General features: G+C 61.7%; 16 protein-coding genes. 9 read left to right on the top strand and 7 right to left on the bottom strand.

Annotated features, from left to right (window positions below):
- Positions 1-24: 24 nt before the first annotated feature.
- The gene (gene ndk, locus X750_RS146960) at positions 25-447 is read right to left on the bottom strand and encodes a nucleoside-diphosphate kinase (protein ID WP_023747896.1); all 423 of its coding nucleotides are present in this window, start codon (positions 445-447) and stop codon (positions 25-27) included.
- Between the two features lie 263 nt (positions 448-710).
- Here ndk and X750_RS146965 point away from each other — a divergent pair, with 263 nt between their 5' ends.
- Positions 711-935 (top strand): hypothetical protein, encoded by a 225-nt coding sequence (locus tag X750_RS146965; RefSeq protein WP_023747895.1) that lies wholly within the window; start codon positions 711-713, stop codon positions 933-935.
- A gap of 9 nt (positions 936-944) precedes the next feature.
- On the opposite strand, the gene bluB is transcribed toward X750_RS146965, so the two are convergent.
- A complete protein-coding gene (gene bluB, locus X750_RS146970) occupies positions 945-1580 on the bottom strand; it encodes a 5,6-dimethylbenzimidazole synthase (protein ID WP_023747894.1) in 636 nt (211 codons plus the stop codon).
- Between the two features lie 270 nt (positions 1581-1850).
- Between bluB and X750_RS146975 the strand changes: the two genes are divergently transcribed.
- The 3 genes from X750_RS146975 to X750_RS146985 all read left to right on the top strand — a co-directional run bounded on the left by X750_RS146975 (position 1851) and on the right by X750_RS146985 (position 4673).
- Entirely contained in the window at positions 1851-2363 is a 513-nt protein-coding gene (locus tag X750_RS146975) for a DinB family protein (RefSeq protein ID WP_023747893.1), read from the top strand.
- Between the two features lie 480 nt (positions 2364-2843).
- The gene (locus tag X750_RS146980; protein WP_023747892.1) at positions 2844-3494 is read left to right on the top strand and encodes a hypothetical protein; all 651 of its coding nucleotides are present in this window, start codon (positions 2844-2846) and stop codon (positions 3492-3494) included.
- Between the two features lie 393 nt (positions 3495-3887).
- Positions 3888-4673, top strand: a complete 786-nt coding sequence (locus X750_RS146985; protein ID WP_023747891.1) for a GGDEF domain-containing protein — start codon at positions 3888-3890, stop codon at positions 4671-4673.
- A gap of 877 nt (positions 4674-5550) precedes the next feature.
- On the opposite strand, the gene X750_RS1000000167400 is transcribed toward X750_RS146985, so the two are convergent.
- From X750_RS1000000167400 to X750_RS1000000166485, 4 genes are all read right to left on the bottom strand, one after another.
- Positions 5551-5679, bottom strand: a complete 129-nt coding sequence (locus X750_RS1000000167400) for a hypothetical protein (RefSeq protein WP_280790697.1) — start codon at positions 5677-5679, stop codon at positions 5551-5553.
- Positions 5680-5842: 163 nt separating this feature from the next.
- On the bottom strand, positions 5843-6145 hold the full coding sequence (locus X750_RS146990) for a DUF982 domain-containing protein (RefSeq protein ID WP_023684743.1): 303 nt from the start codon (positions 6143-6145) through the stop codon (positions 5843-5845).
- Positions 6146-6303: 158 nt separating this feature from the next.
- On the bottom strand, positions 6304-8385 hold the full coding sequence (locus tag X750_RS146995; protein WP_023705329.1) for an ATP-dependent helicase: 2082 nt from the start codon (positions 8383-8385) through the stop codon (positions 6304-6306).
- Between the two features lie 50 nt (positions 8386-8435).
- On the bottom strand, positions 8436-8603 hold the full coding sequence (locus tag X750_RS1000000166485; RefSeq protein WP_023684745.1) for a hypothetical protein: 168 nt from the start codon (positions 8601-8603) through the stop codon (positions 8436-8438).
- 159 nt (positions 8604-8762) lie between these two features.
- Here X750_RS1000000166485 and X750_RS1000000166480 point away from each other — a divergent pair, with 159 nt between their 5' ends.
- Positions 8763-8915 (top strand): hypothetical protein, encoded by a 153-nt coding sequence (locus tag X750_RS1000000166480; RefSeq protein WP_023693936.1) that lies wholly within the window; start codon positions 8763-8765, stop codon positions 8913-8915.
- Between the two features lie 241 nt (positions 8916-9156).
- Here X750_RS1000000166480 and X750_RS147000 read toward each other — a convergent pair whose 3' ends face one another.
- Positions 9157-10125 (bottom strand): LysR substrate-binding domain-containing protein, encoded by a 969-nt coding sequence (locus X750_RS147000; RefSeq protein WP_023705327.1) that lies wholly within the window; start codon positions 10123-10125, stop codon positions 9157-9159.
- A gap of 111 nt (positions 10126-10236) precedes the next feature.
- Here X750_RS147000 and X750_RS1000000166475 point away from each other — a divergent pair, with 111 nt between their 5' ends.
- From X750_RS1000000166475 to X750_RS147020, 4 genes are all read left to right on the top strand, one after another.
- On the top strand, positions 10237-11070 hold the full coding sequence (locus tag X750_RS1000000166475) for a hypothetical protein (RefSeq protein ID WP_023670267.1): 834 nt from the start codon (positions 10237-10239) through the stop codon (positions 11068-11070).
- A 13-nt stretch (positions 11071-11083) separates the two neighbouring features.
- Positions 11084-12052, top strand: coding sequence for a DMT family transporter (locus X750_RS147010; RefSeq protein WP_245271865.1), 969 nt, complete (start codon positions 11084-11086; stop codon positions 12050-12052).
- Entirely contained in the window at positions 12045-12278 is a 234-nt protein-coding gene (locus tag X750_RS147015) for a hypothetical protein (RefSeq protein ID WP_023684750.1), read from the top strand. Before X750_RS147010 ends, X750_RS147015 begins: the two co-directional genes overlap by 8 nt.
- 167 nt (positions 12279-12445) lie before the next feature.
- Positions 12446-12892: a MucR family transcriptional regulator gene (locus X750_RS147020; RefSeq protein WP_023670270.1), complete on the top strand. Its 447-nt coding sequence runs from the start codon at positions 12446-12448 to the stop codon at positions 12890-12892.
- Positions 12893-12981 lie beyond the last annotated feature (89 nt).

The following is a 12981-nucleotide window of genomic DNA, read 5'->3' as shown; positions in this document are numbered from 1 at the left end:
TTTTATTCAAAGCTGATGGTCGGCTCAGCCGACGATCTCGGTGTCCGAGAACCAGTACTTGATCTCCTGGACGGCGGTTTCCGGCGCGTCGGAGCCGTGCACGGAATTCTCGCCGATCGACAGCGCGTGCACCTTGCGGATGGTGCCTTCGGCGGCGTTGGCTGGATTGGTGGCGCCCATCACTTCGCGGTTCCTGGCGATGGCGTTCTCGCCTTCCAGAACCTGCACGATGGTCGGCGCCGACGACATGAATTCCACCAGTTCGCCGAAGAACGGACGATCCTTGTGGACGGCGTAAAAGCCTTCGGCCTCGCGGCGGCTCATCCATACCCGACGTGAGGCAATGACGCGCAGGCCGGCCTCTTCCAGCATCCTGGTGATGGCGCCGGTAAGATTGCGCCGGGTCGCGTCCGGCTTGATCATGGAAAAGGTGCGTTCGATCGCCATTGGTCATCCTTGTGATGAAGAGAGGAATTGGGTGATGAAGAGAGGAATTGGGTGATGAAGAGTGGAATTGGGAGTGGCGGGCTCTATACAAGCCGCCCGGCCCATTGCCAAGGGGACGCGCCCCGGCAGCGTTATTCGGCCGCGACCGCCCGCATGGCTGTTCGCAACGCTCTGGTCAAAGGCAAGGCTTTGCGGGAAAATGGCGATTGCGCAGGCACGCACGGTTTCGAAGGGAAATCAGCGGAACGGAAAGACATCGGACCATGTTTGACGGGACGCGCTGGCCCTACCACCACCTCAGGCCGGGCGACATAAAAGGGAGCCTATTGGTTATCGGCATTTTTGCTGCCGTGGGCCTTGTTCTGCTGCTCTTTCTGGGTCGCCGCACAGATACGAACTTCGGCTTCGGCCCCGAATGGCAATGCACGCCGATGCCGAAGGGCGACCCGATCTGCGTCAAGCTGGTCGGCAAAGAAGAGACGAAGTGATGGGCAGCCTTACCGCCTGATCACCACCGGCTGCCGCCGCTGCTCCCAGCCCTCGCGTTCCAGCGTCGGCAGATCATGCTCCTCGCTGGCATAGCCGAGGCAGAAATAGCCGATCAGCGTCCACTCAGGCGGGGTGTCCAGGATTGCGGCCATCTCGGCGGCGTCGAGGATCGACACCCAGCCCATGCCGATGCCTTCAGCCCGCGCCGCCAGCCACAATGTGTGCACCGCCATGACGGCCGAATAGTCGATGGTTGCCGGCATCGTCATGCGGCCGAGCCCATGGCCCTGTTGCGTCGTGCGGTCGGCGAAAACCGCGAACTGGCAGGGCGCTTCATTGAGACCGGCGAGCTTCAGCCGGGCATAGAGAGCGGCGCGCTCGCCCGAAAAGCATGCCAGCGCCTCGGCATTGCAGCGCTCGAAACAGTCTCTCACCGCGCCCCGCCGCTCGGCGCTGTCGACCACCACGAAGCGCCACGGCTGGCTGAGACCGACGGACGGCGCGATGCTGGCAAGCTCCAGCAGCCGCTCCAGCGTACCCTCGGGCAAAGCCGTCCGCTCGAAGCGCCGCACATCCCGGCGCCAGCGCAGCAGCGTGACCAGCCCGGCGCGAAAATCATCGGTGAAATCGGGGGGTGGTGGCATGGCGATCAGGAGACTTGTGTGGGGAATAGGCAGTAGGCAGTAGGCAGTAGGCAGTAGGCAGTAGGCAGTAGGCAGTACAGCGCTCGGACCCTATTGCCTACTGCCTATTCCCTAAGCTGCTGCCGCCGCCTCCTTCCAGCAATGCGGGCTGAACGGACGGGTCGCGTCGTGTCCGACGAGTTCATGGAACAGAATGGTCATTGGCGGCTGCGCCCTCGCGGTCTAATTAGTCGCCTGCGGCTGAAGCGGAACTCGTCGGCGGGAAAAAAGATGAAACAGCATTTCATGATGTTCGCGGCCTACAATCAATGGGCCAATGGCCGCATCTACGATGCCGTGACCGAGCTCGACGAGGAAGAGTTCAACCGCAATGTCGGTGCCTTCTTCGGCTCCATGATGGGCACGCTCAATCATCTGCTCGCCACCGACCGCATCTGGATGAAACGCTTCACCGGCGAGGGTGACGCGCCGACGAAGCTCGACGCCATCCTGCACCGGGCGCTGCCTGGCCTCAGGCTGGCGCGTGAGGCCGAGGACAGGCGGATCGCCGACTGGGTGGGCGCCTTGAGCGACAAGGCCTTGTCCGGCCGCTTTTCCTACATGACCGTTTCCGACATGCGCACCGTCTCGCAAAGACTGGCGCCGGCGCTGGGCCACGTCTTCAATCACCAGACCCATCACCGCGGCCAGGCGCACGCCATCCTGACCATTCTCGGCCGGCCTTCGGTGCAGCTCGACCTGGCGTTTTTCCAACGCACCGACGAAGGCCGCGCCTACGCCTGATTTCTTGACCGCGGTTTGCGTTTGAAGACGCCGGACGCGACATCCCTCGGTGCTTTGTGCCATCTGCGACCTGGCCGCCGATACCAGTGAACCGCCTCTGGACGCGACGGACAGCGCCAAAGCCTCAACCTCCAGCCTGAATCCCAAGCCGGGTTTTTGAAGCCCGTGGTTGCACGACGCTGCCAGGTGGCTTGTGCCGCCCTTTGGCGCCGCCCCTTGCTCGGCCGGCCGCTACAACCTGCTCCATTTTTCAGTAGAGTTTCTATTTAATAAATTCAACAAAGTTTAAATATTGAAGCAAAAACATATTTTTTTTTAGAAACCGAGTACACTGATTGAGAACTACAACGGCCTATGTCGAAAAAAATAAAGAAACTATAAGGAAGACTCGTGCGTAGCTGTGAGTGCATAAGCATATGTCTGCTTTGGTTTGCTGGCATGTTGCAATGCACAAAGCAGAACGGCAACAAGGAGAGTGTCATGGTTAATATCACTCAGAAAATCGCTAGAGCACTGGCGGCGGGTGCAATTATCGTTATTTTTGCCGCTCACGCGAATGCAGGAGGCGGAATTGGCGTCGGTGTCGGCGCATCTATCGGCGGTGCTGGCGGCATCAATGCAGGTGTTGGCGCTTCGATCGGCGGAAGCGGCGGGGTCAAGGCCGGTGCCGGCGCCTCGGTCGGCGGCAGCGGCGGTATCAAGGCGGGTGCTGGCGCAACGGTCGGCGGCAATAGCGGCGTTACTGCGGGCCTCGGCGCCTCAGTCGGCGGTAGCAGCGGCATCAAGGCCGGCGCTGGCGCGACGGTCGGCGGAGCCGGTGGCATCAAGGCCGGTGTTGGGGCCACGGTCGGCGGCAGCGGAGGTATCAAGGCCGGTGTCGGCGTCAACGTCGGCAGCGGCATCAACGTCGGTGTCGGCGTCGGCATTGGCGGAACGCCGGGCACGCCCGGTACCCCCGGCACTCCAGGAACTCCTGGAACACCAGGCACCCCTGGGACACCCGGTGTCGTCGCCAGCATGTCGAACAGCCAGCTGACACGTATGAAGAAGCGCTGCGTCGATGTGCTCGCCAGCGAGGGCACCTACGACAGCGATCTGCGGCAGCTATGCCTTATGATCTCGCGTCGCTGAGACAGGTTTCGCCGGGAGTGTCGAGCCAGCCGTGAGGCTTTACGGCACTCTCCTACCGCATGGCCCAGACTTCCCGAGGGACATGCGCTGACGAGAAGCCTCCGGCCAGTCGGAAAGCCCGCCGCGCAAGTGGCGGGCTTTTTGTCGCCACTCACAAGGCAACCGATCGCGCCTTTCGATTGCCGGAGCGTTTTATCGTTTAACGGAAACGGTGAAACGCGCTATCCCTTTGTCTTGGCAATTCTCAGGGAAAGCGCTGCGCACTTTTCCCGGGAAAGTCGCTAGCGCTTTTGCTGGCATTGATCTGGTTAACCACATTCGAATTGCAGGTAAGATTTTAGGGTTTCATTTGTGTTCCCGCTGCAAAATGGCGAACACAGTGGGAGAAATGGCATGCGGGTCGATCTTTCGCCCACGAGCTTGGGCAGGGTCATAGCAGTCACGGTTGTCGGCACGGCGATCTGTATCGCGGCGGCCTTCCTTGTCGATTCCTACAATTTTCCGTCGCTGTCGCCCGAAGCGTTGCGCTGGGCGCAGCTCACCGACCTGTTGCTGCCGCTCTTGCTGGGTGGATCGTTCTTCTCTTTCCTGATGTACAAGATGCGCCAGCTGGCGATCGCCCAGAAGAATCTGAGCATCGTCGCGGCGACCGACAGCCTGACCGCGGTGTTCAACCGCGGCGCGTTTTCGATGCTGGTCGAGGCCTATCTCGAACAGGCGCGCAGCCAGGCCGTCGTCGATGCCGGCGCCCTGCTGATCGTCGACGCCGATCATTTCAAGACCATCAACGATCGATTGGGCCACGATTGCGGCGATCAGGCGCTCAAGCTGATTGCGCAGACGATCAAGGCCCAGTTGCGCGGCGCCGACATCGTCGGGCGCATCGGCGGCGAGGAGTTCGCCATCTTCCTGCCTGGCGCCGACCCGTCGCAGTCCTGGCTGGTTGCCGAGGGGATCCGGCGGCGCATCCGCGAGGTCGAGTTTGCCCCGGATGGACGGCCCTGTCCGCTCTCGGTGAGCATCGGTGGCGTCGCCTTCAGCGGACCCACCACCTATGCCGACATGTTCCTGACGGCCGACCGGCACCTCTACAAGGCCAAGTCCAACGGCCGCGACCAGGTCAGTTTCGAAACGACCGGGCCGCGCGCCCTGCTGGCCGGTGATCCGACGTTGCATTGAAATGCGGGCGCCAGGCGAGGCTCCGGTCGGGCGCAGGCGCTTTTCAAACTGATCGCGGCAATGCGACCTGGAACACGCAGCGGCGCCGTCAGCTTCCATGGTGTCGACTGCAGCAGGCCTCGTTCCTTAACGCAAGTGTTTCGGTCTAATGGTGGCGCTGCGATCCGTTGGCCTGCCGCATCGATATGATGCCTTCAGATGTACCTAAAATAGTCCTCGCTTGCTGCGTCCGCCGCTGCTTGCGGGTTGGCCGTCCATTTCTGCTTCGAGGTGTGGATCAACCCGATGGCGAAACGGTGGCTGCAGCGTCGCTCGCTATCGCGCGTGGTACCCGCCTCGGCGGCTTGTACCGTTATCCACTGCTCATAGATCGGATGAGTCAGTGATCCAGAAGTCGGCCTAAACTGTTGGAACGACAATTACTTAGAGAACAAATAATCCGTAGAGTTTCCGTTGTTCCATCCTTTCATTTTCCTGATCAGCCATAATGGATTTGTGTCTGACGTCTCAAAGGCCAGTTAATATCTCAGAAATGGGCAAGCAATGCAAAAACTCAAAGGAATTTTAACACGGCATCTAGGCCGGGGGCCTTTTTCACTCCTCGAGTTCGCCTCAAGGTATGGATGCGTGACGCGGCACCTTGTAAAGGATGAAGACATCGATCTCGTCAGTTCCGATTATCCACAAGCGATTTCTTTCCTGGCGAACGAATTCAAGGTTAAAGCCATTTAGTCGCGATCGATACCGGAGGAGGCAGTTTTTGGCCGGCTCTATGATGCAGTCTTTGCGCTTTCATTCTTTTCCACATGCCGATAACAACTGGTCGCGATGGCTGGTTCGTCTGTTCAGCTTTGTGCGGCCTGGTGGCATTCCGATTTCACAACTCACGGCTCGCGAACCCTGCCTTTTCTTCAAATGGAGACGCCACCGAGTGAATTTGGCTTTCGGTTTGCATTTGAACAGTGAACAGGCCGACATCGCGGTTGAGAAATACGGCATGGGCCATGGATCTTGGGTTCGTGATCAAACTATCTCAAGACGCTTCCAATGCCGAGTTACTCCAAGATGAAGTGGACGCTTGGTGGGATCACCAAGACGTGTTTGTCGTTCGACGTCTGCCGGCAAGTCCGAGTGATCTTTTTTGCTGGGCAGGCCTGGTCCCGGCCGTCTCAGACGGCGTAGCCGCCATAACCGTGTGCGACCGGCTTGACCGAGACGGCCGGCTGGACCGCGGGCCAGAGGATGCCTGCCGTGACCGCAAAGGTGATCAGGGCATCGCGTGCGGCCTCGGTCGAGATTTCTCCGGCGCGCGCCGCCTCGCAAGCCCTCACGGCCGCGCCATAGCTCAGGCGCCGGCGTGACGGCGGAAATTCGGTCAGGAAATCATGCATGTCGAACAGCGAGGCGAGCATGCGTTTGTGGCCGGCGCCAACGCTAACGGCAACGGGGGTGAAGAACATCGCGTCGTGCATTCTGGCCTCTCTGGATGGGCGGAAGGGCGGCGGCCGCCGCCCTCCGATCGCGGGTTGGACGCCAGAAAACGCGGCTGGCGGCCCGAGGTTCCCTGAGAGATGCCATGACAGGACGATTTGCTCTTGAGGTCGCTCCCTGCCGGCATTCACGGTTGCGGCTATTTCCACATGCCGCGCATGCGGGCGCCGAGGTCGACGCGGACTTCAGGTCTGTGGCGCGGATCGTCCTTGGCGTGGACGCTCGCCCACGAGGTCTGCTCGAAAGCGCCGAGGATCGAGGCCGGGATGAAACGGGTTCGCGAGGCGTAGACGTGGCGGTCGCCGCGCGCTGCCTGGCCGTGGGTGAAGAAGCGCTGCGGCGTCACCAGATGCAGGCCGTCCTTGGCCCGCGTCATAGCGACGTAAAGCAGCCGGCGCTCCTCCTCGATGTCTTCCTTGGTGCCGACGCCGAGATCGGCCGGGATGCAGCCATCGACGGTGTTGAGCACGAAGACGTTCTTCCATTCCTGGCCCTTGGCCGAATGAATGGTCGACAGGATCAGATAGTCCTCGTTGCGGTGCGGCGGCCCGGCCTGGTCGCTGGTCGCATCCGGTGGATCCAGCGTCAGCTCGGTCAGGAAGCGCTCGCGCGAAGCATAGCCGGAACCGATCTGCTCGAGCTGCATGAGGTCGGTCCGCCGCGTCGTCGCATCCTCGTGGATGCGCTCAAGATGCGGCTCGTACCACAGCCTGACCTGTTCGAGATCGGCCGGCCATTTCCCCGACCGGGCGCGCAGGCCGGAATAAAGCGCAACGAAGGCTGGCCAGTCCTCAGCCGCGCGTTGCGGCGGCCGGTAGCGGGCCAGCCCCATTTCCTCGTCGAGCGATGTCGCCATGGTCTCGACGATGGTGCTCGCCGCCGAAGGGCCGATGCCGGGCAGGAGCTGCAGCACGCGGAAGCCGGCGACGCGGTCGCGCGGGTTCTCGGCAAAACGCAGCACCGAAAGCACGTCCTTGACGTGGGCGGCGTCGAGGAATTTGAGCCCGCCGAACTTGACGAAGGGGATGTTGCGGCGCGTCAGTTCGATCTCCAGCGGGCCGCCGTGGTGCGAGGCGCGAAACAGCACCGCCTGCGATTTCAGCACCGTGCCGGCCTCGCGCTCGGCCAGGATGGCCTGGCAGACATAGTTCGCCTGCTCGGCCTCGTCGCGCACGCTGACCAGTTTCGGCCTTTGCGAGGATTTGCGCTCCGACCAGAGGTTCTTGGTGAAGCGCTCCGACGCCTCCGAGATGACCGCGTTGGCTGCCGCCAAAATAGTCACGGTCGAGCGGTAGTTGCGCTCCAGCATGATGACATCGGCGGCTCGCGCGAATTGTTGCGGGAAATCGAGGATGTTGCGCACTTCCGCGGCGCGAAACGAATAGATCGACTGCGCGTCGTCGCCCACCACTGTCAGTCCGGCGCCGTCCGGCTTCAGCGCCGAAAGGATCGAGGCCTGCAGCCGGTTGGTGTCCTGGTATTCGTCGACCAGCACATGGTCGAAACGCGAGCCCAGATGCGCCGCGATCTCCGGCTCGGCGGCCATTTGCGCCCAGTAGAGCAGGAGGTCGTCGTAATCGAGCACGTTCTGCGCCTGCTTGGCCTCGACATATCGGGCGAACAGAGCCTTCAGTTGTTCGGCCCAGCCGGCACACCACGGAAAGGCCGAACCCAGCACCTCGCCAAGCGGCGCCTGCGCGTTGACAGCGCGCGAATAGATCGCCAGGCAGGTGCCCTTGGTCGGAAAACGGCTTTCGGTCTTCGAGAATCCAAGTTCATGCCGGGCAAGATTCATCAGGTCGGCGGAATCCTCGCGGTCGTGAATGGTAAAGGCCGGGTCGAGGCCGATCGTCAGCGCATAGTCGCGCAATAGCCTGGCGCCGATGCCGTGAAACGTACCGGCCCAGCTCAGCGCGTCGGCGATGACGGACGCGTCTCGGCCCAGCACCTCGCCGGCGATGCGTTCGACCCGCCTGGCCATTTCGGTGGCGGCGCGGCGCGAGAATGTCATAAGCAGAATGCGTCTGGGATCAGCGCCCTTGACGATCAGATGCGCGACCCGGTGGGCGAGCGTGTTGGTCTTGCCGGAGCCGGCGCCGGCGATCACCAGCAGCGGCCCGGCGATCTGGCCGTCGCCATGTTCGACAGCGAGCCGCTGCTCGGCGTTGAGCTTCGCCAGATAGGCGGGCCGCAAGGACGAATCATTGATGGCGATGGTCATCGCCTATCAAGCATCGTTTCCGCTTTGTTCGCAACGGGCGGAAGTCGCCCTTACCGCCGTGGCGCGACACCCGTTGCCGCCGACTGGCGCCGCAAGGCGGCGCGTTCGTCGCCAGGCACCGGCAACGGATCGAAATTGTCAGGCACGTCCTTGATGATCTCCTTGGCGATGCGATAGGTCGCGTAAGCGAAAAGGCCGGTAATGAGCAGACGGATCATGGCGCGATCTCCTTTGGGCAACCAACCTCAGAGCCGCCGTTTGGTTCCAGCCGACGCGGCGTCGTTTGCGAGCGTGCAACCAAAGCCGAACCACCTCGTTGCCTTACGAAGAACCACCTCGTTGCCTTACGAAGGAGAGGGCAGACCTAGGAGGTCGCCATGAAGAGGCTTCTGATTCTGTTGGCCGCCAGCTTGGCGCTCGCCGCCTGCGACGGCGACATCCAGCCAACCAAAGCCCCGGTGCTCGATCAAACCCCGCAGACGGATTCGGCGCCAAAGCCGGCGGCCAGCGGCGATCAGCCGGCGCAATGATCGTTTTAGCGGGACGACAAGGCTGAAGGTAGCCTTCGGGAGAAGAAGGCCGGCGCCGCTTGGGAGGTGAGCTGATAGCGCCGGCCAGGCGGATATCAGGTCCGCCGCAACAACCGAAGATAGCTGAGTCTCTCGCCTGCGTCATGAGGTGGCAGTTTTCGTGCCGGTTCTGCTCGTGCCGTCTGCGCAAAACCAGCTGAAACGGCCGCAAATCCCGCAAGGCCGCGGAAAGAATCCGACCTCAGGCAATGGCCTTGCGCAGCACCGGGCCGCTGGCAATCCCGGCGTCCAGCTGGCACTGCGTCAGCGCCGCCTCGGCCATGATCCACTGTTTGAACAGTTCCACCTTGCGCGTGTAGGGCGCGGTGACCGGGCAGACGAAATACCAGCCGGCGGTGTTGGGGTGATGCACGGCAAACGGCGCCACCAGTCTCTCTGCGCGGATCTCGCTCGCCATATAGGCGCGGTTGGCGACTGCAAAGCCCATGCCGGCATTGGCCGCCTCATAGGACATCATGCAGGAATCGAAATAGATGCTCTTGGTCTCGCCGAGCACGGAACTCGCGCCGGCAAAACCCAGCCACGACTGCCAGTTCTGCGTGCAGGTGTCGGAATGCAGCAGCGTGAAATGCCTGAGGTCGTCGGGCGTCACCTTTGACGGCGGCCTATCGCCGAGAACCTCGTGGAACAGCTTCCTGCTGCACACCGGCGTCAAATCCTCCTTGAACAGCAGGTCCGCTTTGAGGTCGGGAAAGCTGCCGTCGCCATAGCGGATCTCAAGGTCGAACTCGGAGGTGGCGAACTCATTGGTGGCGTAGGAGGTCGAGACGCGCATCTCGATTTCGGGATATTGCCGCTGGAACAGCGGCAGGCGGGCAAACAGCCAGCGCGCCGCGAACGTCGGCAGCACCGAAATCTTCAGCACATGCGCCTGCGACTGTCCGGTCGCCTCCATGCTGGCCGCCACGATGCGCTCCAGCGCCTCGCGAACGCGCGACACATAGGTCTCGCCTTCGGGTGTCAGCGACACCGCATTGCCACCGCGCTGGAAGATCTTGAAGCGCAGCTGGTCCTCGAGGCTTTTAACGCGCTGGCTGACGGCGGAGGCAGTAATAAACTGCTCTTCGCCGGCGCGCGTGAAGTTACGGTGCCGGGCGGCACTTTCGACAATCTTCAGCGAATTGAGGTTGACCTGACTGAGCAGACGCACGCGTTTCGACCTTAAGCTGGGCTTACACTAGCACCAGCATTCCTAATTTTACAGGGGTGGGGAAATTAATCGACAGTTTACCAAGTGATGCCCCCATCCTGGAGAAGTAGAATGAACGCCCATACCATACCTGAACTGCGCTACGCGATGAGCCGAGAAGCCATTATCGGTCATGAGACGGCCTGGAAAGTGTCCGGTTTCGGCGTTGCGCAGTATCTGCATGGCTACGACCCGGCGCTGCTGGCGGCGATCGAAGAGGCGGCGTTGAAGCTCAAGGCCAGCCACGCCGTGCACAAGCACCTCGACCTTACCTTCATCACCGGCGCCGACCGTTTTATCCCGGAGATCAAGGAGTTGCTGCATGACAAGCTGCGCCTGGAACGTCTGTCCGACATGATGGGCACCAAGCTCGAGCCCTATCCGCTGTCGATCGTCGGCTCGACCGTCACTTTCATGAATCCCAAGGACGGCGCCGTCGATTGGCATTGCGACGGTGTCCCGGTCACCGAACTCATTCCGCTGTCGATCAGCAATCCGCTGGTCGGCGGCCATCTCGAAATCTACTGCGACGATTCCGAGACCGGCCGCGCCATCCTTGAATCCGGCCGCGAGATTCCGCGCAACCAGGTCATGCGCATCGACCACAAGATGAACTACGCCACACTCGGCCAGTTTCTCGGTGTGCTGCACCGCACCGCGCCGATCCAGCTCGGCTCGCGCGTCACGCTGGTCCTCAACCAGCGCTCTGTGGCCAAGCCCTATGTCGACGACAATCGCATGTTCTATCTCGCAGCCGATAATGATCACGATCGCGAATGGGTCAACGAACTGGCCGAAGACGTCTGGACGAACCAGCTGCCGGCCTATCGGCGCTTCGAGGAAGAACGTCCCGTTGCGGCGGCGGCCGATGCGCCGGTCCCGGGCGGGTCAAGGGAATCCTGGTAGCCAGAGCATAGAAGTGGACGCCGGTTTGGCCGTCGGTAACATCATGGTCGGCGATAAGGACAAGGCACCGTCTCGGCGATTCCGGGATGGATCGGGCTCGCCATCGGCCCTGGTCTTCGCCGCCGGCGCGGTCGCCCTGTGGTCGACCAACGCGCTGGTCGGCAAATCGCTGCTGGCCAGCCATCCGGTGTCGCTGGTGCAGTTGCTGCAATTTTGTGGAGCGGCTCTGGTGTTCGCCGTCATCCATCTGGCGAGCCGGAAGAGGGGCCTGCAAGACGCAGCCTTTTCCAAGGGTGCTGACGGCACCCTGGCGCCGGTCGCGGTCGGCTTTATTGGCCTGGTCGGCACCATGGTGCTGCAATACATCGCCTTTGCGTCCATGCCGGTGATCGAGGCCAATCTCGTCGCCTACACCTGGCCGCTGATGGTCGCGGCGGCGGTCATCGTGCTGGGCAAGCGGCAACGCCCCGTGCTGCTGGGTTTGACTGCCGTGCTCGGCTTTGTCGGCGTGGCGCTGGTGATCTCGGGTGGCCGCGGCCAGCCTTTTCTCCAGGGCAGCATCGTCGGCTATCTCGCTGCCTTCGGCTCGGCGCTGTGCATGGCCTTCTATTCGATTGCGGTCGCCCGCCTGGCCACACCGTCGGAGCGTTTGCTTTTGCCTTCGGCATTGGTCGGCGTCGGCCTGACCTTGCTGTGGTGTATTCACGACGGCGCAGCCTGGCCATCCAGCGAGCACCTCCTGCTTGGCCTCTATCTCGGCGCCGGTCCGATGGGGCTGGGATATTATTTCTGGTCGCGCGCCTTGAAGCTTGAAGGCGGCGGCAAGGTTGCGGTCATCGCCTATCTGACCCCGATCGCATCGACGCTGCTGCTGACACTTTCGGGCGAAAGGCTGACGCTGACCACGATAGCCGGTGCGGTCCTCGTCATCGGCAGCTGTATTGCGGTGGGCATAGAACGCTCGGAGGCTGAACATGCTTGACGACGATGAACGCCTCGCCAGACAGGAAGCATTCTGGCTGCTCAAGGAGTTCGGCGCCGAGGCGCCGCTCTACGCCGCCATGAAGGCCGAAAAGGCGATAGAGCAAAAAGATTTCGGCCGGTGCGCCCGCTGGAAGCGCATTCTGGACATACTGGCCGACTCTAAACCTGCGGCGTCCGTGCAGTTGAAATCTGCTGGCGCGAAGTCGGCCGTTTCCAAGTATTAGATTTTCTAATTTGCAACGTTGCAACCTGTTGTGGAAACATCCTCCTGTTCCGATTCTTGATCGTTTATTGAGACTTTAGCGACCCGTTGGGGGGTGCAGCTAGGTCGATACATCAAGAGAAGTCTTAAAAAAAGCCGGCAACTTCATGACCGGCGGGAGAAACAGAATTGCACACCATCGACAGCAAGACCGCTATTGAACTGACTGCTGACATCGTCTCGGCCTATGTCGGCAACAATCCTCTCCCTGCGTCTGGCCTGCCGGATCTGATTGCCAGCGTCAGCGCATCGGTGCGCAAGCTGGGCAGCATTGCCGCCGTGGAAAGCCCCGCGCTGAACCCGGCTGTCAATCCGAAGCGGTCGGTGTTTCCCGACCACATCGTCTGTCTGGAAGATGGCAAGAAATTCAAGTCGCTGAAGCGCCACTTGATGACCGACCATGGTCTCAGCCCGGAGGAATATCGTGGCAAATGGGGCTTGCCGTCGGACTATCCGATGGTGGCGCCGAACTACTCCGCGACCCGTTCGGCACTGGCCAAGTCTTCGGGCCTCGGCCGCAAGCCGGCCGTTCCGGCCGCCGCGGCCAAGGTGACGAAGCGCAAACCCAAAGCCTGAACCAGGCAGCCTCTGAAAAGTCAGTCTGCTGTTTGCAATGGACGGCGCGCTTAAGGCGCGCCGTCTTCATGCCTTATGCCCCCGCCGGC

The sequence above is a fragment of the Mesorhizobium sp. LNJC391B00 genome, from assembly GCF_000502535.1.
Lineage (GTDB): Bacteria > Pseudomonadota > Alphaproteobacteria > Rhizobiales > Rhizobiaceae > Mesorhizobium.
Note: the sequence above shows the minus strand (reverse complement) of the source record. Positions and strands in the feature narration are given on the sequence as shown.